The sequence below is a fragment of the Photobacterium makurazakiensis genome (assembly GCF_050336715.1).
Classification (GTDB): domain Bacteria; phylum Pseudomonadota; class Gammaproteobacteria; order Enterobacterales; family Vibrionaceae; genus Photobacterium; species Photobacterium makurazakiensis.
Genome location: NZ_JAKJSJ010000046.1, coordinates 31,526 through 55,719, shown reverse-complemented (window position 1 = coordinate 55,719; position 24,194 = coordinate 31,526). Strand labels below are relative to the sequence as shown.

The 24,194-nt window shown below is 42.1% G+C and carries 20 protein-coding genes; 5 read left to right on the top strand and 15 right to left on the bottom strand.

The genetic code is table 11. From position 1 onward, the window contains the following. Window positions 1-249, bottom strand: a 249-nt coding sequence (locus tag L4D09_RS19645; RefSeq protein ID WP_428459224.1) for a DUF2786 domain-containing protein, incomplete at its 3' end; no start/stop codon positions are given. 253 nt (window positions 250-502) lie between these two features. Here L4D09_RS19645 and L4D09_RS19640 point away from each other — a divergent pair. Then, window positions 503-1,477, top strand: coding sequence for a hypothetical protein (locus L4D09_RS19640; RefSeq protein WP_428459223.1), 975 nt, complete (start codon window positions 503-505; stop codon window positions 1,475-1,477). Between the two features lie 62 nt (window positions 1,478-1,539). Here L4D09_RS19640 and L4D09_RS19635 read toward each other — a convergent pair whose 3' ends face one another. Together L4D09_RS19635 and L4D09_RS19630 are read right to left on the bottom strand one after the other, a co-directional pair. After that, window positions 1,540-1,989 (bottom strand): DUF411 domain-containing protein, encoded by a 450-nt coding sequence (locus L4D09_RS19635; RefSeq protein ID WP_428459222.1) that lies wholly within the window; start codon window positions 1,987-1,989, stop codon window positions 1,540-1,542. A gap of 49 nt (window positions 1,990-2,038) precedes the next feature. Next, entirely contained in the window at window positions 2,039-2,422 is a 384-nt protein-coding gene (locus L4D09_RS19630; RefSeq protein WP_428459221.1) for a hypothetical protein, read from the bottom strand. 269 nt (window positions 2,423-2,691) lie between these two features. On the opposite strand from L4D09_RS19630, the gene L4D09_RS19625 reads away from it, so the two are divergent. Beyond that, window positions 2,692-3,048 carry a helix-turn-helix domain-containing protein gene (locus tag L4D09_RS19625; RefSeq protein ID WP_428459220.1) on the top strand — a complete coding sequence of 119 codons (357 nt, stop codon included), beginning with the start codon at window positions 2,692-2,694 and terminating at the stop codon, window positions 3,046-3,048. Window positions 3,049-3,155: 107 nt separating this feature from the next. Here L4D09_RS19625 and L4D09_RS19620 read toward each other — a convergent pair whose 3' ends face one another. Further along, on the bottom strand, window positions 3,156-3,899 hold the full coding sequence (locus tag L4D09_RS19620) for a phosphatase PAP2 family protein (RefSeq protein WP_428459219.1): 744 nt from the start codon (window positions 3,897-3,899) through the stop codon (window positions 3,156-3,158). Between the two features lie 153 nt (window positions 3,900-4,052). On the opposite strand from L4D09_RS19620, the gene L4D09_RS19615 reads away from it, so the two are divergent. Further along, complete coding sequence (locus L4D09_RS19615; protein WP_428459218.1) at window positions 4,053-5,003, top strand: Gfo/Idh/MocA family protein; 951 nt, start codon at window positions 4,053-4,055, stop codon at window positions 5,001-5,003. A gap of 338 nt (window positions 5,004-5,341) precedes the next feature. Then, entirely contained in the window at window positions 5,342-6,907 is a 1,566-nt protein-coding gene (locus L4D09_RS19610; protein ID WP_428459217.1) for a BCCT family transporter, read from the top strand. Between the two features lie 114 nt (window positions 6,908-7,021). Here L4D09_RS19610 and L4D09_RS19605 read toward each other — a convergent pair whose 3' ends face one another. The 8 genes from L4D09_RS19605 to L4D09_RS19570 form a co-directional block, all read right to left on the bottom strand. Beyond that, window positions 7,022-8,779, bottom strand: a complete 1,758-nt coding sequence (locus tag L4D09_RS19605; RefSeq protein WP_428459216.1) for a DUF1501 domain-containing protein — start codon at window positions 8,777-8,779, stop codon at window positions 7,022-7,024. 3 nt (window positions 8,780-8,782) lie between these two features. Then, a complete protein-coding gene (locus L4D09_RS19600; protein WP_428459215.1) occupies window positions 8,783-10,252 on the bottom strand; it encodes a DUF1800 family protein in 1,470 nt (489 codons plus the stop codon). A gap of 428 nt (window positions 10,253-10,680) precedes the next feature. Further along, window positions 10,681-11,649 carry an N-acetyl-D-Glu racemase DgcA gene (gene dgcA, locus L4D09_RS19595; RefSeq protein ID WP_428459214.1) on the bottom strand — a complete coding sequence of 323 codons (969 nt, stop codon included), beginning with the start codon at window positions 11,647-11,649 and terminating at the stop codon, window positions 10,681-10,683. 12 nt (window positions 11,650-11,661) lie between these two features. After that, window positions 11,662-12,666: an N-acetyltransferase DgcN gene (gene dgcN, locus L4D09_RS19590; RefSeq protein WP_428459213.1), complete on the bottom strand. Its 1,005-nt coding sequence runs from the start codon at window positions 12,664-12,666 to the stop codon at window positions 11,662-11,664. Between the two features lie 224 nt (window positions 12,667-12,890). After that, window positions 12,891-14,387, bottom strand: a complete 1,497-nt coding sequence (locus L4D09_RS19585) for an efflux transporter outer membrane subunit (protein ID WP_428459212.1) — start codon at window positions 14,385-14,387, stop codon at window positions 12,891-12,893. Further along, window positions 14,384-17,518 carry an efflux RND transporter permease subunit gene (locus L4D09_RS19580; protein ID WP_428459211.1) on the bottom strand — a complete coding sequence of 1,045 codons (3,135 nt, stop codon included), beginning with the start codon at window positions 17,516-17,518 and terminating at the stop codon, window positions 14,384-14,386. Before L4D09_RS19580 ends, L4D09_RS19585 begins: the two co-directional genes overlap by 4 nt. A gap of 9 nt (window positions 17,519-17,527) precedes the next feature. Beyond that, window positions 17,528-18,697 carry an efflux RND transporter periplasmic adaptor subunit gene (locus tag L4D09_RS19575; RefSeq protein ID WP_428459210.1) on the bottom strand — a complete coding sequence of 390 codons (1,170 nt, stop codon included), beginning with the start codon at window positions 18,695-18,697 and terminating at the stop codon, window positions 17,528-17,530. A 217-nt stretch (window positions 18,698-18,914) separates the two neighbouring features. Continuing rightward, complete coding sequence (locus L4D09_RS19570) at window positions 18,915-19,811, bottom strand: LysR family transcriptional regulator (protein WP_428459209.1); 897 nt, start codon at window positions 19,809-19,811, stop codon at window positions 18,915-18,917. A gap of 394 nt (window positions 19,812-20,205) precedes the next feature. On the opposite strand from L4D09_RS19570, the gene L4D09_RS19565 reads away from it, so the two are divergent. Beyond that, window positions 20,206-21,792, top strand: coding sequence for a hypothetical protein (locus L4D09_RS19565; protein ID WP_428459208.1), 1,587 nt, complete (start codon window positions 20,206-20,208; stop codon window positions 21,790-21,792). Between the two features lie 60 nt (window positions 21,793-21,852). Here L4D09_RS19565 and L4D09_RS19560 read toward each other — a convergent pair whose 3' ends face one another. From L4D09_RS19560 to L4D09_RS19550, 3 genes are all read right to left on the bottom strand, one after another. Continuing rightward, window positions 21,853-22,398 (bottom strand): hypothetical protein, encoded by a 546-nt coding sequence (locus tag L4D09_RS19560; protein ID WP_428459207.1) that lies wholly within the window; start codon window positions 22,396-22,398, stop codon window positions 21,853-21,855. 170 nt (window positions 22,399-22,568) lie between these two features. After that, window positions 22,569-23,288 carry a DUF3581 domain-containing protein gene (locus L4D09_RS19555; RefSeq protein WP_428459226.1) on the bottom strand — a complete coding sequence of 240 codons (720 nt, stop codon included), beginning with the start codon at window positions 23,286-23,288 and terminating at the stop codon, window positions 22,569-22,571. A 129-nt stretch (window positions 23,289-23,417) separates the two neighbouring features. Further along, the gene (locus L4D09_RS19550; RefSeq protein ID WP_428459206.1) at window positions 23,418-23,864 is read right to left on the bottom strand and encodes an NUDIX domain-containing protein; all 447 of its coding nucleotides are present in this window, start codon (window positions 23,862-23,864) and stop codon (window positions 23,418-23,420) included. Window positions 23,865-24,194 lie beyond the last annotated feature (330 nt).

Sequence of the window (24,194 nt, the reverse complement as noted above, 5' to 3'; positions counted from 1 at the left end):
GACACCAAATCGACGGTTAATACCACGAATGATTTTCAATATTTGCGGACTAACATCAGTTGGCAACAGGGTACTAGCCTTTGTTTTACCCATCTGAATAAACTCAATGTCATCTTGCTCTAGCCCATACTTAAGCATTAGGCGGTGGGCCATTCTTATCGCTTGAGCGGCTTCATTAATGTTGGCAGAGTTTCCCAGCTCTAGGCATTTTGCAATTTTTTTTAGCGCCTTTCGCTTTTGTTCAGACATTCGTTCGCACCATTTTTTAAAAGGGGGCGTATTTTAACGTTTTCATGCGTATAGCACAAACGTTAGATGTAAAGAATCCGCACTGTGAAGTACGAAATATGGCGTTAAAGGTCGAGTTTTAATCTGTTAAATCAAGCAATAATCGGTATGTGGTTGCGACCAAAGTAGATGACGATTAAGTTATTAAGGCTCTTGAGTCTACCAATGTTGCCCCCCATAATGATATTGAACCTAACTTATAAAGATGTAAGAGATGATCGAGACTTATCACTCAATAGATGTGCCATTTGAATATCGCCATACCTGCTGGTTTTGTGGTGAGCCTTACTTTGAATCGCATGCTTTCATGGCTTCACCAAACTACGATAATCAGTCATTACCAATACTTATTCCTTGTTGCCAAGAATGCTTTGGTATATGCCATAAAATCAAAGTGAGTGGGTTAGATCTACTTCGAGATAAAGTGAAAGAAAGCTTACATCGTAAGTACCAAAAACACCTTCAAATCGGCGTTAATTGGACTAAAGAAGAACTAGAAGATTGTGAGTTTGAAGGAAAAGCGCTTGAAGGGTTTAGAGAAAGCGCATGGGAGATGTTCGAGATTGCGAAAGCACGCGTAAATTATGCCGGATGGCCACTCGCCATTGATGGGCTACCTATTTCGAGCATGAGTACCACTTTTCATATTGAGTTTGATGGCATTATTTATACCAGCCTCAATCAGGCGGTGGAGCAATTAGCAAAGGCTTATGCTATACCGCAACCCTATTTAGAAGATGTCGTGCAACTCGTCGGTCGTGAACGTTTGGCATATGCCATTCGTTTTGCGAAAACAACGTATGGTTATTCTCCCGCTGAACGAGATGTGAGTATTGGTAGCCTTAAAGCTTTATTGGCTGAAGAACAGGTGCTGTCTTCAACGCAGGTTGTGAAAGGCAACACGATTGAAATTGCACTTGATGAAATCAAAGAACTGATATTACATCGAACATTAATACCGATACATGCCACGCAATGGATTCTCAATCATGGGGTCAGCTCATTGCAGCAATTGGCAGATGTTGAAGATGCGTTTTTTGAACATTTCGTGAAAGAGTCTGAGCTAACCGCATTTACCTATTTTAATGCCATGCAGATTTACCTTGAACAGCGAGAAATTGATCCGGAATGGTCAGCACAAGATGACCCGAATAATGGCTTGTTTGAACAAATGAAGCGTGCCAATTAAGGGGACTCGGAATCAAAAACAGGCACTTTGAGTGCCTGTTTTATTTAACCTAAGAGGGCTTGTTATTGATTATGACGAGACCAGACCGTGGTATTGCCATCTTCGTCAAAAGCGAGCACTTCATACGGGTCTTTCTGATTATTATATTCCATTCCAGGTGAGCCCATAGGCATACCTGGAACCGCTAGTCCAACCATGCGCTCGGGCTTCGATTCAATAAAGCGAAGAATTTCTTCTGCAGGTACATGTCCTTCAAACGTATAGCCTTCAATCTCTGCCGTATGGCAAGAGGCGTATTGTGGGCGAATACCAAGGTCAATTTTTACGGGGGTTAAGTTGTTTTCATAGACGACATCAAGCTCAAAGCCATTATCTTCCATATGCTCAACCCAGTCACCACAACAACCGCAAGAAGGGGATTGATAGTTTGTCCCTTTAATAACCTGAGCGACGACGAGAGAACTTGCAGTTAGTAGTGTAAAAGCCAATAGTGCGTTTAGCGAGTGTTTCATAATAATACCTATTTATACTGAGTTTTTAAAAAATAACGAAATTAAAAAATCAGCTATAAGCGGGTGGTCTTAATAGCACATTGGTTATTTGATGACTTTTTCCATTCGGTTCAGTAAATATCGGTTGTACTGAAGGCAATGAAAAGTGAAGTGTGTTTGTAAGAATAGCAAACTGAATATTGGTTGTATTGCAGTTGTGATCACCACAACAAGAGCCCATGTGAGTCGGGCTCATGTCGGCACATTCTAATAAGTTTATTACTTGTACCGAGGTCGTCTCTTGATCCATGCAACAAGACATAGTCATTGACTGGTGGCATGACATTGGAGTGGCTGGTGAAGGTAGGTGAGCAGCAGATACTACTGGCAGTACTGAACCAAACAGCATAGTCAGAATCACAAGCTTTGATATTACTTGTTGAAAGCAGCGCATATAAAACCTTAAAAACACCAATGGTAAGAGTATATCGTTCCTCGTAGGAGAACACACACAAAATGTATAAAAGTCTTATCAATTGAACAAAAAATGACAAGTGATTGATGTGGCAAAATCTTTTCAACTAACTGAGTAAATAATCGGCCTACGGCTGATGTGATGCGGGTTAGAAACAAAAAATCCCTTACCAAACGCTGACAAAGCATAACTCTGTTTAGGCTTAAATAAGTACAACGAAAAAATACAAGGTGCTAGGACGTTTGGTTATGCAATATACGGAACAAGATCGTCGTGTTCTTCATGATACGTGGATGAGCTATAAAGCGAAGATGCGAGTGACACAGATTGAAATGGCGAAGAAGCTGGGTGTTAGTCAATTAGTCTTCTCAGATATTTTACGTGGGCAAGTGCCTTTAGAGCACCGCTTTGTTAATCAATTTTGCGATTATATTGGCGTTGATCCTGCGATAACCCTGCCTTCGTTGAGAAATCAGGTTAGTGCAAATATGCCGAATTCTGTGACATTGAAAAATACTTATATTGTTGACGGTGATATCACGAACGTTCGTTATAGTGGTAATCAAATTATTGTGGAATATGTACATAGCGTTGATATTCACTAGTCGACTTCACGGTAATGCAGTAAGTAACGTTAATTGCTAGCACTAAGAAGTAGTCAATATTAAATAACAAAGCCCTCATTCGAGGGCTTTGTTATTTTGGGTATGAACTAGTGGCTAGTGGTAGGCTGAGTGGAAGTCATTGATTTATGTCCCCATTCAGGTACGAACAAATATAAAAAGGCTGCGCCACATAGCGAAGCGATGAGATCTGTTGGCCAGTGCATACCAAGCCAAATTCTACTGATACCAACACTTGTTGCCCACAAAATAATGATGGCGGTAGGTATCAATTTCTTTCTCCGTAAGAAAAAGCCTCCCCAGAAGGTCACACATACAGCTACAAAAATGGTATGTCCAGAAGGTAGAGAGTAGTTGGTTTCACCCAGCCAGTGTGAAAGGCGCCAGTGGCTTACAGTCCCTTCGGCTTGTCTTACCGCTTCATCCTTTTGTTTGGCTGAAAGTTGGTAAAAATTATCTGGTGATTCAACTATTTCTAGTGCTTGCAGCTGATACGTATAGGGGCGGGGCACCTCTGTAAGGTGTTTCATTGCTGTTTTTGCGACAAAACTAAGCGCAAGTAAAATGCCAAATTGAATCAGCAGCTTTAAAATCTGCTGCTTAGGAAGTTTAAGCGCAATAGGTATTAAACAGAGCAAACAGACAGAAATGAGAAAACCAGGATTGCCTGCTGAGTGACTAAGCAGAGAAAACACGAATCCGGTGGTGTCAGACACTTCCCCAGCGAGATTGCTTTGGGAATAGAACATTAATGTGCCTGATAGGATCGTAGCAAAAAGCAGCAATGCTATATAGCCGGGGATTTTTTCGGTAAGGAATTCTTTATTAAACATTATTACTGGCTATGTATTAAAAGGGGGCTGAAGTTTAACAGAGGATACTGTCCTCACTGTAAAAAGAATGTCATTTTATTAAGTCACGTATTCAGCTAATGTACAGTTGCAGGGCAGAATGCATACCGATGCATGAACTTAATAAGGAAGAAAATGAAAATAGCTGTGGTTGGTTTAGGCGACATTGCCGAGAAAGCGCATTTACCGATATTGACGCAACTTGAGGAGGTCGAGCTTGTCTTTTGTACTCGAAATATAGAGCGGCTAAAGCAGTTAGCGAATAAATACCGTATTCAAGAGTACTATACCGACTATAAAAGCTTGGTGAATGCAAATATTGATGCCGTTATGATTCATAGTGCAACGGCTTCACATTATGAAATCGCGCATTTTTTCTTGAACGTTGGCATTCCCGTTTTTGTCGATAAGCCGTTGGCTTCTACATATAAAGAGTGCGAACAATTGCATGACTTTGCTGAGAAGAAGCAGCAGCCCCTCTTTTTAGGGTTTAATCGCCGTTACATACCACTATATCAACAGCATTTGCCGACAGTAACAGCTAATGTGAGCGAGACAAATCCATTACTGTCGTTGCGCTGGGAAAAGAATCGTCACAACTTAGTTGGTGATGCGAGAACGTTTATCTTTGATGACTTTATTCACCCTCTCGATAGTATCAATGTATACGGAACAGTCTCGGAAGATGATCTCTACATCACTTCCCAACGTGATCAATTGTCATCAACCCCCGCAAAACTGGCACGATTAGATGTGCAATGGCAGCAGGAAGGAGCCATTTTCCATGCTTCAATGAATCGCTTGTCTGGGGCTACGAATGAAGTGATAAGTGCGAGTTATAGAAATACCAGCTTCCGCTTTGACTCATTTACCGAAGGGAATAAATGGCAAGATAATAGCCATGAAGTCGTGAAGCTTGCAGACTGGACACCAATGTTAGCGGCAAAGGGGTTTCAAGGCATGGCTGAACATTGGCTTGATGTCATTCGTTCTGGTAAGCAAATGCATTCGGTTACAATGCGTAATTTACATTCTCACCGCTTAGCTGAAACTATCTATCAAAAAGTGCTTCCCCAAATAGATTGATTAAACAGAAAACGTTCGATGTAACGATATTTATTCAGTTTTGAGTAGCTTAGGTGCTTCTATAAGGTGCATAAAAAACCTAGCCCTAAGCTGCAACCTGAAATCTGAATTTATCTTTTTGTGATTAAAAATCGCACAGAGAATGGTTCGTACACGAAATATTTTTTATTGTTCCTTTCTCCAAGCTAACTTATTAGTTACACAGTAAAAACTTGATGATTGTCACATTTTTGCTTCTACATTTTCGAAAAAACAAGTACTCGATCAGAAATATTTAACTGGTCTACTTGAGATCATGCTGGTAAAGTGCCGCCCCTCACACACAGCGTGAGAATATTATGCTAAGCAATACCCTAAAAGGTAGCGACAAACTTGTTCCAGCTTTAACGATTGGGTTCATGGGACTCTTTCTTCTTTCTTCCCTCATTGACCTAGGTGCAGTAACCCACTTCATTGGTGTGGCATTTTCTGCATCGGCTGCGTACTTTGGTGAATTTTGGCAGTGGCTAATGGTAATTAACTTTATCGTTGCTGTTGTAGTTGCGCTTAGTCCATACGGCAAAACGCGTATGGGTAAGCTGAAAAAACCAAATATCGGTACATTTCGCTGGTTAGCGATGATTATGTGTACATTACTTGCGGGTGGTGGTGTCTTCTGGTCTGCAGCAGAACCGATTTATCACTTTTTAACACCATCTCCAAGTTTTCCTGATGTGACAGCAGCAACAGTTGAAGCGGTAACACCAGCATTAAGCCAAAGCTTTTTGCACTGGGGTTTTCTTGCTTGGGCTGTACTGGGCACATTAGCAACGATTGTACTGATGTATGCGCACCATCAAGGTGGCGTAAAACTACGTCCTCGTGCACTGCTATACCCGATTGTTGGCGATCGTCTTGAGAACCACTGGGTGGGCTCTGTGATTGATGCTTGTTCAATCATTGCGGTTGCAGCAGGTACAATTGGTCCTATAGGTTTCTTAGCTTCTCAGTTAGGTTATAGCCTTGAAGCTGTAATGGGCATTGAGAACACTATCTCAAGTCAAATGGGTATTCTTGCGGTTGTTGTCGCGATTTACTCAATCTCAGCATTTACCGGAATGGATAAAGGCCTACAGTGGCTTAGTCGATTCAATGTCGTTGGTGCAGCTGCATTGCTAATGATCATGTTAGTGTTTGGGCCAACTCAATTTATCTTCCAACACTTTGGTTCAGCTTTTGCTACGTATTTGCAGCATTTCCCTGAAATGAGTGTCAATGTAGAAGACCCAACTTGGAACCCGTGGTGGACATGGTTCTTCTGGGGTTGGTTTATTGGTTTCGCACCAATGATGGCTATCTTTATTGCACGCATTTCTGAAGGTCGCAGTATTCGTGAATTAGTCCTAACGGTTGCTATTGGTGCTCCGATTGTGACGAACTTTTGGTTTACTGTACTTGGTGGCACAGGCATTTTCTTTGAACTGGAAACGGTGGGTAGCATTTCTGGTCCATTGGCTGAAGCTGGACTGCCTGCAGTATTGCTTGCAACACTAGCCCAGCTACCGTTTAGCGATTTACTGATTCCTGCTTTCCTGATTCTGACGACAACATTTGTTGTGACAACAGGCGACTCAATGGCTTACTCCATTGCAATGGTAGTTTCTGGCGATAATGAGCCAACGAAAGGCCAGCGTTTATTCTGGGCGATTTCGATGGGTTGTATTGCTGCGGTTCTACTTGTTGCGGGCGATGGCGGCTTGAATGCTCTGCAGTCATTTATCGTTATCACAGCGGTACCGGTATCACTGTTAATTGCGGTGACATTGGTAACTGGACCTATCGCTGCGGTTCGAATGAAAAAGCAAAAAGTTGCAGAAAAAGAAGCGAGTTGGCAACAAACCGACGTTGCTGGTCAAACGCTTTAATGCCTTTGTAAATTCACATGAGCACACTGCTAATGTGAGTTAGACGCTATATAGAAAAAACCGAGAGTGAATTTATTTCACTCTCGGTTTTTTATAGCAGAAATAGCGGTTAAGTTAACGCGCCCATACCTCAATTACTCTGAAGTTATTCCACTCTCTAAGACTTTGGTTTTGACTATCGTTATTGCCGTTACATATCAGTCGGATACTTTTTGCTGAAACGCTGCCTAGATTCAAGCTAATACGTTGCTCAGAGTCGCCAGGAGTGGTGATATCCGATAGCTTTTCAAATTTATGACCGTCTTCACTATATTCGACAGAAAAGAAATACTGTCTCAGGTCCCCTTTATTTTGTGCCACTTTAAGCGTGTGAATCTGATGTGGTTTGTCAAAGTGCAAAGTAAACGGGATACCGATGCCTTTGGCTGACCATTTTGTCTCTAACAAGCCATCGATGGCGTGACTCGGTGGCTCACTAGGCTTTTGTTCTTCAGCTTCGATAGCGGCTGGAGTGACTTGGTAATCACTGCTGCCATTCCCACAGCTCGCAAAAAGCGGTAATAGTTGAGGATTGAAGTTCTTCAACGATGGGAATAGAAAATTTAGGCCATCTTCAGAGACACCAAGCCAATTTAGCAAAGTGGCATGAAGCTGGTCACTGGCTAGGGTCGGGATCATTCGACCCCGACTTAAAGACTGCTCTCCATCAATAACCAATGACGGCCAAGCACCGTAGAGTTGGTTACCGTTTAAGTCACCGCTGATAACGAGGTGATTGCTTCCCCAGCCATGATCTGTCCCTGTTGCATTTGGCTCTATGGTTCGACCAAATTCTGAAAAGGTAAAAGCCGTAACGCTATCGGTAAGCCCATCTTCTTGTAGTCGAGTGAATAAAACCGTGAGGCTTTCTGCGAGGGAGGTGAATAGTTCCTGTTGTTCTCTTAATTGATTTGAGTGTGTATCGAACCCACCAAGTGTTAGTGAAAAGCACTGAATGTCTTGCGCAAGCTGAGCTTGTTCTCGGATCATTAAATATACGCGTCGACACTGTTGACCAAAATCGGAGTTGGGAAAGCCGTAGTCTTGCTCGTCTGACATAATGTCATCGAAGAGTGAATATTGATCTCGAGCACGCTGAGTTTCAGTACTGAAATGCTGACGATGAATATTATGATCTAACGAGTCGGCGTTATGTAAGTCATCGAATAGATCTTCTGCTTGATCATGACCATCAAAATTAAGATATGGCGGTAATGAATCACCGATTAGGTTCGGTACTACATTTCTGGACTGTGCCCAAACATTGCTGGCCGACGTCATGGAGTACATTGAAGATAACTGATTGAAGTGACTAAGTACGAGATCTAGGCCGTTAGCTCCCCAACCATCTTGAACTAGGCTTGCTCCGGTGTTGGTTTGAACTAACTGTGATTGATAGTCATGAGCGTATAGCCTATTAGGGTAAAGAGTTGGATCGTTACTTAGCTGCTCTTTGGTAACAGGCCTTAGCAGCGGGCCTGTATTAACAATAGGGCTAGCAAAGCCTAGATCAAATAAAGGCTGTAACGCTGTCATTGCTGGGTGTAACCCAAGCTGATTATTATCATCATTTAGAAAGAGTGGGACGATATCATCTTGTTTTATTGCCAAACTTTGTCTTGATGATGCATATTCTTGGTATTTTCCTTGCTCCCGTGGAATAAACATATTGAAGCCATCATTTCCTCCTGACAAGTTTATGGCAATTAAGGCTTTATATTGTTTTTGCTCACAGGTTTCAAACGCGCGTGCAAATGAACTGTTCAAGGTTAGAGTCGACACACCAAGGCTGCTCATACCCGTTTTTAAAAAGTTGCGGCGAGATAGTTTCATCGTTTACCCCTGAGTATGAAATGATGGTGAAAAAATAAGTTGGATAAAAAGCTGCCATAATCGCGTTTTACTACTGCGATTGCTGGGGGTGGCAACAAGGTATTTCCTGACGGCATCTTTAACTTTTTCAGGCATGGTATAGCCAAACAATTGGTGATCGAGCTTGGTGATTAATGCTTCATCCTCAAACTGTTCAAATAGGCTCTTGAACTGATAAAAGTCATATTCAATGCCTCCGTGTTGATGGCAAGCACGACGGATTTGATCATGGTAATAGTGGCAGTCTATCCAGTTATAAACTGCAAACTCAGGGCTGGCATGGTTTGCAAAGGCCTCATCACTCGGTGAGTCATCAGGTTGGTAGTAATAAAAAACAGAAGGGGCAGCCATTGGCCAAAAGCGCTGCCCACGCCACGAGTATAAATTATCCCAAGTTAACTTTTCTGGTCGGCGTTGTATGCCTAAGGCGCGATGGGCATGAATATAGACAATCTCAGGTTCTCGGAGTTTTCCGTCGTATTTTCCACCGGATTGTTTTGCTTCTGGATCATCAAGGATGGCAACAAGAATAGCCATCATGTCACCTTGAGAGTGGCTAAACTCATTGGCCACTCGCTGTATATATTCCGGACTCGGGTTTGCCGTAACCATTTTCTGGATAAAAAACTTCACTATATATGGCGCGGTATTAGGGTGGTCTGTCAGTATATCCAGCACTAGATCCATTTCGTTATCCGCGCTCATGCCGCCTGGAATACCTTGGCCAAGAAAGAATTTGCTGCTCGTATCATGAGAGCCACTATCAACCATCGGTTTCAGCCAATCACCATCATCAAGTTGCCAGCCGGTAAATACGCGAGCAAGGTTTTCGATATCAGCTTGGGTATAACTTGGTACTTCTTTGCCATCATCATCAAGTACTGGCGTAGCATTCTGATTGAGTATGATAGGGCCTAGGGTAAAGAGTTGTAGAATTTCTCTCGCAAAGTTTTCATCGGGGTTTTTTCCTTCTTTATAGTTGTTGTCACGATAGGTAAGAAACTCACCCATTAACGCATGACGTGCCATTACCCCAAGTGTATCTCGGAAAGAGCTAAGGCAATGCTGTGATAACTGATCATAATAATTTGCAAAGGCAATTTTGCGGTCGTGGCTTCTGAGTGTCGGAACATTTTTACTTATCACAAACAGCTGAGTGAAAATATAAGCAATACGCTGGCGCAAGATATCTTCATTTTCGATTGTCATATGCATCCAACTACAATTTAGATGAACATCAGTCCAGCCTGGTTTATCGTGGTTATTTTGGTTGTATTCAAATAAGCTCTGCCACGATGTTCTTGGTAATGCTTTTTGTTGGTCGGCCCATTGTGATATCGATGTAAATGAAAGGAAGTTGTCGATATCTTGTTCTTTGGGGCCAAAAGTACATTGCACTAATGACCTGTATGCTTGACGATATTGCTCTGACATTATTTGTCTCCCAGCCGGAAATAAATACGCTAATAGATAAAAATCTAGTGGCGTTATTTTGCTGTTATAATTGTATATGAAATAAAACAGTATCAATTCAGCTGAATACATAAATACGAGTGATTTATAACTGTGAGTTTATGTCCATAATTAATAAAAGTATATTCAGGAGGAAATAGCACAGGCGTTGTATTGCTATAGTGTTCTGTTGTAATACATATCTTGTTGGAAGCCGTATCTTGGTTTAATTAATTTATGTTTATTGTAACGAGAATAATTAACACTATGTTATGGTCAATATGGCTTAATATTTATTTACTGATGAGGAATTAGTGGAAAATTGGCGTGGAATAAGAAACAGGATAGTGTAGATTTAATGAATCGACAGTTGGCTGCGAGCAGCGAAACACTGCCCACAGGTGTTATTTTTATAGTGTGCTCTTTGTCGGGTATAAATACCCATCATTGTATTTTAGGCCATTATTTCTGTCGTGCTTTAGCAGTACTGGTCCATCTAAATCAACAATTTCGGCTCTGGTTGCGATAGGAAGTGCCATTTCCATGGCAAGTGAACTGCCAACCATACATCCAACCATGATTTTAAAGCCAAGCTCACGTGCTTGAGCTTCAAGTGCTAATGCCTCAGTAAGTCCGCCAGTTTTATCCAACTTGATGTTTATCATTTCATAATGGCCAACTAATGCATCGAGATCGGCGCGGGTATGGCAACTCTCATCAGCACAAAGAGGGATAGGGTGATGAATGCCTAAAAGTTTGTGATCTTCACCTTTCGGAACGGGTTGCTCGATCATTGATATATTAAGTGCAACGAGCTGTTCAAATAACGTCGGTAGCTCGAGCTCTCCCCATGCTTCGTTTGCATCCAAGATAATATCGACATCGGGCGCTGCTTTTCTAATGGCAGTTACTCGTTCGATGATCGCTTTGTCATCTAGTTTTACCTTCAGTAACTTCGCACCTTGTTGGCAACGTTCTTTGGCTTGTTGTGCCATGCTATCGGCATCACTTAGTGATACAGTCATGGCCGTCACAATACGATGTTTAATGTCAAAGCGTGGTGTAGGAAACGTTGAAGGGTTTTCTAACCGCCATAAAGCACAATCGATAACATTCCTTGCGGCACCAGGAGGAAGTAGTGACTGTAATTTATCTCGTGTTAGGGCGTTATTATCGCAGCTCATTGAGGCAGATTGAACTTGTGATATCACGCTGTCAACCGTTTCACCGTAATGTGGGTAGGGGGTGCATTCAGCTACTGCGGTTATTCCCTGATGCGAAATTTCAACCGTGACAACGTCTTGATGGGTACGAGTGCCCCGTGAAATTGTAAAAGGTTGCGCCATCGAGAAGCGTTCATGTTGCGTGGTGATTTTCATAAACCCTCCTACTTAAAGTGAATGTAATTTATCAACAATGTTCGCGACACCGAATCTGACAGGGTCGGTAACTGGCAAATTATAGAGCTCGCTCCATTCGTGACATAGCTGCTGGGCTTCTGTTTCGGAAAGCGAAGAGGTATTTAGGCAAATACCAACGAATTTAGCGTTAGGGTTGGTTAGCTTGGCTGCTTGCAAGTTTGCATCTAAAGTCGATTGAATTTCTGGTACAGCCATATGCGATAAGTGGCGAATATGTTGTCTGCCGATCTCATGGCATAAAACAAGGGCATCTGCTTGAGCACCATGTAACAAACCAAGGCTAACGCCAGCGTAAGACGGATTGAATAACGAACCCTGTCCTTCAATCACATCCCACTGGTGATCGGTAAAGCTAGGACTAATTGCTTCTGTTGCGCCAGAGATAAAATCTGCAACCACAGCATCAATTGAAATGCCTCGCCCTGAGATTAAAATGCCCGTTTGCCCTGTTGCACAAAATTGTGTTGATAAGCCTTGTTGATTCATTTCTTTTTCGAGTGCTAAAGATGAATACATTTTGCCGACTGAACAATCTGTTCCTACGGTTAGAAGGCGCTGACCGTCACGTGGCTTGCCGTTACCAACATCAAGTGTTTTATCATAATGACGAACATCAAAGAGCTGACATTGATTGGCTGCTGCTTTTGCATTTAATTCAGGGTAATCAACAAGACGCTGATGCATACCCGAAGCGATATTAAAGCCTAAATCGAGTGCAGCTGAAAGAGTACTAAGCCATCGTTCAGGAATGTAACCACCAGCATTTGCCGTACCGAGTACCAAGGTTTTTGCACCTAGCGCTTTAGCTTCTTCCAATGACAAATCACTAAGGCCTAGCGAGACGGTTTCCTTTGTCAGGCGGATTTGACCAACACAAAGTTCTGGTCGCCATTGCTGGATCCCTTTAGCGGTTTTAGCTGATAGCGGGTCGGTAACATCGCCGAGGAATAGTAAGTAAGGTTGAGGGATTAGCATATTACATCCTTGAATTTCGTGATTAATCTTCTTCCTTAAGCCTATGTAATTGCAGGGTGGTTAACGAATACTTTAATGTATTGAGGGTATAACCTGACGTTATAGTCATAGCGGGGGTATGATAGAGCCGCGAACCACTAAAAGGGTTAATTTAATAGCTAGCGGCTATGTTCTGTTTATAAAATGGGCGTTAAAAATACTGAAAGTTTAACTTTATCAATGTGCTAGTTTTCATTGACTGAAAGTGTTGTTGGCATAGGTACATCAGTCTCAACCCAGCCTCCACCAAGCACTTTATAAAGAGTGAGTAGATTGAGTTCTTTAGAGAGCTTGGTGGTTAATAATTCTTGTTGTGCTGTGTAGTATGAACGTTGTGAATCAAGTACGGTAAAATAGTCGTCTACGCCTTCATTAAAGCGAAGGTTTGAGAGCCTAAAGCTATCGCCTGTGGCATCGACAAGCATTTGTTGTGCTGTGACCTGATCTTTTAATGTAGCCTGATTGGCTAAGGCATCAGCCACTTCACGAAAAGCGGTTTGTATTGCTTTTTCGTAATTGTTTAATGCAATTTGTTGATCGGCTATAGCAACATCACGTCTTGAATCTAGTTCTCCCCAGTTGAAGATTGGTAAGTTTAGCGCAGGATTAAATGCCCAGCTGCGGCTATCACCAGAAAACAAATCACTTGCAGATGCACTAAGTAATCCACCCGTTGCAGTCAGTGAAATGGTTGGGAAATAGGCTGCTCGTGCTGCACCGATATTTGCATTTGCGGCAATTAATTGATGCTCGGCTTCGAGAATATCAGGTCGTTGTAGCAGTACATCTGATGGCATCCCAACGTAAACTGGGGCAAACCGGTTACTATCTCCAGCTTGAGGCAGTAAGTGTATAGGTACAGTAGCCCCCACTAATGCATTCAGCGCGTTTTTATCGACGTTTACCTGACTGGTAAAGCGGGCAACATCTTTCAATGCAGTAGCGACAGTGGTTTTGGCTTGAGCGACATCTAGCCCTGTTGCAACGCCATTGTTGAAACTTTTAAGGGTTAAATCGAGTGATCGTTGTTGAGAAATGAGAGTTTCATTTGCTAAGCGCAATAAATTTTCATCGGTCATCAACGTCAAATAGGCTTCGATGACGCTGCTCACTAAACTTAATTGTGTATTCCGTCGGCCTTCTACGGTTGCTAAATATTCCTCGAGTGCTTGTTTTTCAAGACTTGAAATTCGTCCCCAAAAATCAATTTCATAGTTGGTTATACCCAGGTCAACGCTATATTGTCTGTTGATGGTGGAGTTACCGTTAGACGCATTTTCAGGTAATCGCTGATTTGTACCGCCAGCACTTAACTCGAGGTTAGGGAAAAGATTTGCACGTTGAATACCATATTGTGCCTCAGCTCGAAGTATGTTCAACACTGCAATACGAACATCACGGTTATTGCTAAGAGCAAGGTCAACAACACTCTTGATTTTGTCATTGGTGACGAAGTTTCGCCAGTCACTATAGGGCGAAACGCTCGGCACGAAGGCTCGGGGTGGACTATTTACACTGTTGGATGGATCGCCTGTTTGGTAGATAGAGTAAGTTTGCTTACTTTCATCGACTGGCCATTGCGTATTAACAGGCGCTTCAGGACGAGCATAATCAGGGATGAAATTGGCACAGCCACTCATTAATACCGAGGTTGCCAACATGAATGAAATTTGTATTTTCATAATTTTGGCTCCTTTGCTTTTGCCTCGATAGGGTGTTCAGCATCCTCACCAAGAAAGATTTTTGTTACTACTACAAAAAACAATGGAACAAAGAGCACCCCAAGGAATGTCGCTGTTAATACTCCACCGAGTACACCAGTACCGACAGCATTTTGCGCCCCAGAGCCAGCACCACTTGAAATAGCGAGGGGGAGAACACCCATACCAAATGCCAGTGATGTCATTAAAATAGGGCGGAGACGAATTTTGGCTGCGTGGATTGTTGCTTTATATAACTCCTCACCAGAATCATGGTATGACTTAGCAAATTCCACGATCATAATGGCGTTTTTTGAACCTAAACCTATCGTTGTTAATAATCCGACCTGAAAATAGACGTCATTATCTAGCCCAAACAGCGATGTTGCGGTAACTGCGCCAAGTACGCCCAAGGGAATAATTAATATAACGGAGAAAGGAACGGCCCAACTTTCATAAAGTGCAGCAAGGCAGAGAAATACGATGAGGATGGAAAGTGCGTAGAGCATGGGGGCTTGCCCACCGGAAATACGTTCTTGATATGACATGCCGGTCCATTCAACCCCCACATCAGGAAGCTGTGCAATCAGGCTTTCCATCTTGTCCATCGCAGCACCTGTACTTACGCCAGCAGCAGGCTCCCCGAGGATTTCCATTGCGGAAATACCATTATAACGTTCAAGACGCGGTGAGCCGTAAGTCCATTCCCCTTTACTAAAGACTCGCATGGCGACCATGTCACCTTCTGCATTTCGTACCTTCCATTCCATAATGTCTTCAGGGTTCATACGGTAAGGCATGTCAGATTGAACATAGACTTGTTTTATCCGGCCTCGGTCAACAAAGTCATTCACATAGCTACTGCCTAATGAGGTGCCCAGTGTGCTGTTGATGTCATTAATCGAAACGCCCAGCGCTCGGGCTTTTAGCTGGTCGATTTCAATGTGGTATTGAGGCGTATCATCGAGCCCGTTAGGTCGTACCGCAGTCAGCTCTGGCTCTTGTGCTGCCATCCCTAATAATTGATTTCGAATGTCCGTCATTTTTTCATGACCGAGTCCAGCTCGGTCTTGAAGGAACATGTCAAAGCCAGTGGCATTACCAAGCTCCATGATGGCGGGTGGTGCAAAAGCAAAAATTAATGCCTCTGGGATTTGGGTGAAAGCACCCATTGCCCGTCCAACAATTGCGTTAACCTTGTCTGCATCATTTGTACGCTCACCCCAATCATTTAATGAGATAAACATCATGCCTGCATTTGCCCCCGCACCAGCAAAGCTAAACCCAGCGACGGAAAAGACTGATTTCACATTGGCTTTTTCATCTTCAAGGTAATAATTTTCCACCTTATCAAGAATGGCCAGAGTTTGTTCTTGGGTTGAACCACTCGGCAGCTGGACCATGCTCATCATGGTACCTTGGTCTTCGTCGGGTAAAAAACTGGTGGGCAAGCGTAGGAAAATGAAGGCCATAATGGCTGCAATTCCTAAATACACCAACATGAAACGTACACTGCGGTGAGTTATAAAGGTCACTGCGGAGGTATACTTTTCCGTTACCTTGCTAAAATTCCGATTAAACCAACCTGGAAACCCTGTGTCTTTATGGCCGTCAGTGGTTTTCAATAAACTGATGCACAGGGTCGGGGTTAAAATGATAGCAACTAAAACGGACAGGGCGACTGCAGTAACGATGGTAATTGAAAACTGACGATATATAGCACCAGTTGATCCGGCAAAAAACGCCATAGGAATAAAGACAGCACATAGCACCATACCAATACCAATAAGCGCACTGGTAATTTCTGTCATTGATTTCTCGGTGGCAGCTCGTGGCTCTAATCCTTCTTCTTCCATTATTCGCTCAACGTTTTCAACAACCACTATGGCATCATCGACTAATAGGCCAATAGCAAGTACAAGTGCAAACATGGTTAACGTATTGATGGAGTAGCCGAGTGCTTGTAATACCGCGAATGTGCCTAAGACAACAACCGGAACAGCAATCGTTGGGATGAGCGTCGCGCGCAAGCTTTGAAGAAATAGCAGCATAACCAAGAAGACTAAGAACACGGCTTCAAGTAGCGTTTTAACAACTTCTTCAATTGATATTTCGATGAACGGGGTTGTGTCGTAAGGGTAAACAATTTGAATACCTTCGGGGAAAAAAGGCTTTAGCTCTGCGAGTTTATCACGGACGGCATTTGCCGTTTCAAGTGCGTTTTTACCTGTGGCAAGTGCGATGGAAATACCGGTGGCAGGCTTTTTATTATAAAGCGAGACAGTTTGATATGACGCTGAGCCAAGTTCAACGTTAGCCACGTCTTTCAGTAATACTTGCGAGCCATCTTCGTTTACTTTTAGTAGAATTTGTTCAAATTGCTCAATGGTTTGCAATCGAGATTGGGCGGTTATTGTCGCAGATAGCTCTTGTCCAGCCGCGGCGGGTGCAGCGCCGAGCTGGCCTGCTGAAACCTGTGCATTTTGCTCTTGTATTGAAGCGACGATATCAGAAGGCATTAAGTTAAAACTTTCCAACTGATAAGGGTTTAACCAGATACGCATGGCGTACTCTGCACCGAATAGCTGTGTTTGCCCAACACCATTAACACGGCTGAGGGGATCCAACACGTTACTTGAAATGTAATCTGAGATATCAGCATTCGTAAGAGAGTCATCTTCAGACACAAAGCCGATAACCATTAAAATGGAGTTACTGGCTTTTTCAACGCGTACCCCTTGGTTTTGAACATCGAGCGGAAGTAACGGCGTGGCCGCAGATAATTTATTTTGGACTTGTACTTGGGCGATATCCGGGTCGGTGCCTGAAGCAAAAGTAAGTGTTGTTGTCGTGTTACCAAATGAGTCAGAGGTTGAAGACATGTACAGTAAGTTATCTAAGCCATTCATTTGTTGTTCGATAACTTGAGTGACCGAGTCTTCTGCCGTTTTAGCGGATGCCCCAGGGTAAACAGCTGAAATTTGAATGGCTGGTGGGGCGATGGTTGGGTATTGAGCAATAGGCAAAATAAACAGTGAGATAACCCCAGCGAGCATAACTAAGATCGCAAGTACCCAAGCAAAAACAGGGCGGTTTATAAAAAAATGCGCCATGGTTTAGTCCTATTGTTTTGTACTTGTTGTGGTAACTTCATGAGACTTAGCGACCGGTGCGCCAGGGCGAATGAATTGCAGTCCTTCGACAACCACTTTTTCGCCGGTTTTTAAACCATCCAGTATGAACCAGCTATTGTCGATCATGCTCTGGGTTTCTACCGTGCGTAACTCAATATTATTATCGCTACCAATCACATTGACTTGCGCTTCGCCTTTTGGCGTGCGTGATAGGGCTTTAGCTGGCACCATAATGGCACTTTTAACGATCCCGCGAGGCAATGATGCTCTGACAAACATGCCGGGCAATAAGATACGATCTGGGTTAGCAAAAGAAACCCTCAAAACAAATGAGCCAGTCGTTTGGTTTATATTGATATCGGAAAAAAGGATGCTGCCGGTATGATCATACGTGGTGCCATCTTCAAGAAATAAATCAATGCCACTTAGCTCTCCTTGATTTCGAGAAAAAGCCCCTTTAGCTAAATCACGACGAAATTGCAGTAATTCGGTACTTGAGGCTGTTAAGTCAACATGCATAGGATCATAGGTTTGCACGGTAACTAATGGTGATGATTGATTGGCGGTGACTAATGCACCTGCGGTTACCGTTGAGCGTCCAGCTCGCCCTGAAATAGGGGCGTTAACTTTGGTGTAGTTGAGGTTTATCTTTGCATTTTCAACAGCGGCGTCTGCACTTGCAACGTCTGATTGCGCTTGTTGGTAGGTGGCAACTGCATCATCATAATCTTGGCGTGAAACAGCTTGTTCTTTAACAAGTCGTTGGTAACGTCCTGCTCTATTTCGTGCTGTGCTCTGATTTGCTTTGGCTTTACGTAGCTCTGATTGCGCACTTTTAAGGCTGAGTTGAAAGGGGGCAGGATCTATCTGATACAGAGGCTGACCCTTTGTCACCATCGAACCCTCCTCAAAGAGTTGCTTTAGAATGATCCCGCCAACTTGTGGACGAACTTCCGATTCGAATGAGGCGACAGTTCGGCCAGGCATTTCATCGCGAAGCTCAATTGTTTTAGGGGTGATTACAACATACCCAATATCATACACTGGCCCCTGCTGCGGAGCTGTTTGTTCCTCACTACAGCCAATTATTACGACTGCGAAAAGTACAGTAATAATAAGGCTGAATAGTTTCTGCGGTTTGATAGTTACTGTTTTCACTGGGCGTCCACCGAACCTTTTGCGATGAGTGCATTAATGGCAATGCACCCTAGGTAAATATGTATGTGCTAATTCGTAAGAATATTAGATATAGAGAAGGAGGCTGTCTTAATTATAAGGGGTGAGAAGGTTATGCAATTAAACAGTACAGCGATTGCCTATATCGCTGTACTTTATATTGGCTATTGGCTATTGGCTATTGGCTATTGGCTATTGGCTATTGGCTCATTCGTTTGAGTTGTTGAATAAATGTCATCGCGATTGGTGAAAGCGGGTTATGGTCAGCATATAGGATGGAAACATCAATTGTTAATGGATGCCTAAGCGAGCAAACCTGTACGTCTTTATTAACCATTTGCGCAGTCCAAGGGTCGACGATTGCAACTCCGCAACCTTGAGCCACTAATTGAGCTGCCGCTGAATATGAACGCACCGAAATTTGATAACGGTATTGCGGTGATATCTGTTGAATAGCGTGCGAGACAATAAAGCCAATAGGGTCACGCGCATCTAACCCAATAATATTGTATGACCCATCGACAAGCTGATTTAACGTGATATCAGTTAAAGGCGAGGTTAAGTGAGGTGTTGACGTTGTTTGTGGTTCGAGTGGGAGGAGCGCGACCATTTTAGTCGAGAGTAGTGATTCACCAGAAATCGCGGGTGGGATTTCGCTACCAAAGCAAACGATAAAATCTAATTGGTTCTGTACCAGTGCATTACAAAGCTCTGCTCGGTTATCTGTGGAAAGTTCGATTGAAATGTTTTTATCGGCACAAACATGATTGATCACCTTGGGCAGCAAAGACGAGGCCAGAATTGGAGGTGCACCGATACGTAAATGTTGATGACCTTTTTGGATTTTACTGGTTAGCGAGTGAAAACGGTTCAGTTGTTGGTAGACATTTTCCGCTTCTGGTAATAACTTTTGAGCTTCTTCAGTTGCAACTAAACGGCCTTTAGCGCGATGGAAAAGCGTAAATCCAAGTTGTTGTTCGGTATGCGCGAGTACTCGAGTGACATTCGGTTGTGAGACATGCAACAGTTTAGCTGCACCAGATACTGAACCTGCTTTCATGATGGCGTAAAAAATTTCTATTTGTCTTAGGTTCATTCGTTATCCCTATGATTAAAATGGCTAGCGACATTTTTAGAATCCATTCACGCTGCTAAGGCGAATATAATACAAATTTTAATGATTACCTAGCGCACAAAGAAGCGCTTACATTCATTGAGTATGAGTAACTTCGTTGCTTATACTCAAAAAAGTGAATATGAATTGCTTATGCCTTATTAACAAATAATAACGACCGATGGCATTATATTGACGAGTTGGGTGGGAGGGTGACAGTTTATTGGCTAATATTGGTAAGTTTATAAATATTAGTACCTAGTTGAATTTTATTTCATATTGTTTTACAGAAATAACTGTAAGCTAGTTGTGCGATGATCCATGACTCATGTATATTTCGGTGCTCTATGTTTTTCGTCTATCAAGGCTGTTACCAATGTCATCAATTATTCCGCTATCAGATTTAACAGCGTTAGTTTGCTTTGATAACAGGGAGAAAGCATCACAAGTTAAACAAATGTTTATTAAAGCAGGCGTTAACAATGTTGATGTTATTAACCATGAAAAATTAAAGGCAACTTCTGTAACAAAGTATGATGTAAGTATTTTTGAGTACTCTTATGATTATGTAAGGGAACTTAATGATTTTACACGGAAAATGAAGGACAAGTTGTACTTTAAAACATACCCAGTTGTTATCTTGAACCTGCCTGATTTTTCAAAAGCTATTGATGTTGATAGTGCAAAAATGCTCAATTCTGATCATGTTATTACAGGGTTAATTAACTACGAGCAATTTAGAGAATTACTAAATCGACTTATTTCACTAAAGCAGTTTTACGATAAAGTATACGTTGGCGCAAAAAAGAATCATAAATTATTTTCACAAAGTGTCACTCAATATAATAGTAAAATTAAAAGTAAGCCTCTTATCAATTTAGCATTGGAATCTTTATATAAAAGTCACAATAAAGAAGAGTTTTTTTCTATTTATAATAAATATGAAAGAGCTGAGATATCCACGGTAAATGTTATTCGATTTAGTGAATTTTGTGATGATAGCAAGCGTAGTATTGCATCGTTAAAATGGGTCTTAAAAAAGAATGATTGCTTATTTATGGCGCATTGTCGTTTAGCCGAAGAGTATCGAGTATTAAAAAATTATGAAGCGATGAGCCATCATCGTCATAGTGCGTTTGAGTGCCACCCTGTTGATGACGACGCTTATAATCAGTTGATTGATTGTGAAATAAAGCAGGGAAAGTTAGAATCATTAGCTTCGGTTGTATCAAAACGAACACTTTACTTATCTAAAAGCCTCGATAGCTACCAGTCTTTGGTTATTTCAATGTTTAACTCTTTAATGTGTATGCGTGTTGGAATACGTGCAACGCAATACAAGCAGTATATTCAGCCAATCAATAGGGTGATAAATAAGCGTATACCATTAGATAAACGAGAGGAGTATACAGCAACCGTTAAACTGCTAGTGGCGATGCACTTTCATAAAGAGGGTAAGCAACTAAAAGCGAGGGCTATCGCATTAGATATCTTTCATAATGTCGTTAGACGTAAACGTAAGCCGTCAGTGCTACTCGTGTTAACGGCGCTTCGATGTTTAGCCATTTGCGGAGAGGCAAAACTCTGCGTACAAATCATTAACACAATGAATGTACCAGATGTGTCTAAGCGGTATCCGGAACAATTTCAGTGGGCAGCTTCACCTTATAGCCAACTGCAGAAGACCTATCATTGGCTGACAAGACAAAAGCATCAACGTGATCAATTAGCCAAAATACCAACGGTTATGGATCGTTATCCTTTCTCATTTGATTTGAATTGTCTATTACTGACGATACTGGTCGATAATGAAAAAGGGTCAAAGCAATATACAAAGACTATTATCAAGCGCTTAAATCGCAGCAACTATGTTGTGAGACGACTTGAGCTCCAACCAGAAGTGAATAAAAGTCAGTCATATATTGATTCGTTGGCTTTAAATCAAGTGGTGGCAGAATACTAGGGTTTAAAAACCCCGATATGTTCAGGAGTTATTGAGTATGAGCCATATCGGGGGGAAATGTTATTTATCAGCAACTGGCACCATGATGTGGACATAAGGTGTATCTTTCCACATAACATAAGGCCCACCAGAGCTAGGATCATCCGTAATGCCTACTAGCATTTCTTTCGGTACGATGATCATTAAATGAGGGCCCGTTTCTGTATAGTCTTCCGCTTTTTTAGGTTCTGGGTGGTAAGGGTCTGAATTACTGACACCAGCCCCGCGATCACCTTGCAGCATGTATGAAATACCAATTTGGGTCGCCGTATATTCTTCCTTATTTACCATAGCCCCTAACATATCCATCCATACTTGATCGTTACACATTGGCATACCATCACCGGGAAATGTATCCGGTAGACAGGTCCAGCCATTCGTTCCTGTAACGACTTCTTTGCCATCAACAATGATGGTTGCATGATCGCTAATAGAAGCTGGTGCTGCAGATTTAGCTCTACCAATTTTATCTGTCATTACATCGTCTTCGGCGAATACTGCTGAAGTTAAAAACGGGGAGCATAGTAAAGCCGTGACACATAGTGTCGAGAGTGTTTTTTTAACCATGATTATTTCTCCACATTATTTGAAAGTAACATCATGGGGTGCCAATATCGGAGGATAAAGACAAAGTAAAGTATAGGAGATATGGGTGTAAGGAGGATTAATAACTAAGCAGTAGATGGAAATAAAAAAGGCCAGCAGTTGCTAGCCTTCATTGAGCGGTACAAATGAGATTAAGCCGCTAATAATGATGAAAAGTCTACTTTGCGTTGGTTAAAACGGCTAACTAAATCATCAATATCGTCTTGGCAATAAGGTTTTAAGCCACTCATTACCATACGCTTTTTACCAGTACCAACAATTTCACCGTTCTCTTTGAAGCAAAACTTAAGCGTCACACTGCCACGTTTGCCTTGAACATCAATTTCAGAGTCCATTAGCTCAACAGTCGGGGCTGTTATGTCTAATCTGCTGAAGTCTAATTCCATGCTTTCATAGATCACAAGGGGACGGGTTGGGTTAATCATAATGTCTTTTGATTTCATCAAAGGCACCATGATGTGTGGGAAGTTCATCCCAGAAAACTGTACATAGCTTTTGGTAACTTGCTCTATTAAAGCGGGATCTGTATTGATCTCACCTTCACGAGTAATGTGTAGGTACTCTTTAGCATTGTTATCAACAACAGAAAAATCATCGAATGTTCTGTGGGCGCCTTTTAATGCGACACCATCACTGATCATGCCTGCAAATTCAAAGCGCATTTTATGGCTTAAGCCAGCTTTAGCAAGAACAACAGAAAAAAGAAGATCTCCAGGAACACAGAATCGCTTGTTGTCTTCATCATGAATGGGGTTAAAATCGCCAGCGATCTTTTTTGCAAAATGGCTCGCTTGCTCTCGGGTAAATGTGAATTCACCATTCTGTTCAGAGTAATAAGATTCTAAAAACATGCCTAACTTATTGATACCTTGATAATCAAACTGAGGCCATTCTACATGATAAGTACTCACTGAATGGTCTAGCCAGTGAAAAACATGATTTTACTCGAGATTATGCGAACATTCTCGTTTTATTCGACGCTAAAGCTTATGACCCTGATAGATTTTGACGAATAGTTGTTGGCGAAAGTGCTCAGCAAGCTCCTGTGGAAAAAAGAGAATATCATCCAGTTTGTCTATATCAACCCATTCGTAGCCAACTTGATTGGGGTCGAGGTTTGTTGCGGTAGAATGAAACTCGATATTGGATGCAGATACAAAGATTTCAACTTGATGGAAGTTGTCAGGTAAATATGGGGTAGGGGCTCTATCTGAAATCAAATCTCGAATACAAATAACATCCCCCATTGTTGCTTTCGCACCAAGCTCTTCTTTGAGTTCTCGATGAAATGCTTCTTCTAAGGTTTCACCGTGTTCGACACCGCCACCGGGTGTGATATACCAAAAACCCCGCTCATCATGGTGCTTGCAAAGCAAGATGGCATTGTCAGTATAGATAACAGCACGAATCGATAACCTTGGTTTCATGTGAAGTCCTTCATGTTTTACAGTTAATTTATGTAAATTATTGATAAACCCTGAATTTATTGATGCAAATTATTCGATAATTCGGTAAAATTCTTATCAGTAATGAATATTGATTAAATCATAAAAATGAAACCATTACTGCTATACAGACAGGTTGCCATCAGCGCTTTGGCTAGGGTTGCTTTATCTGAGTAAACATGAAGTACCAAAGAGTACTCTTCTTCTAAACGTGTAGAAGCTCAGGAAAATAAAGTAGCACGGAAGCTGCAAAAAATAAGCACTCAGTAAGCAGCATGAAAATGCAGCTTGCTGAGTGCTATAATATTTTGC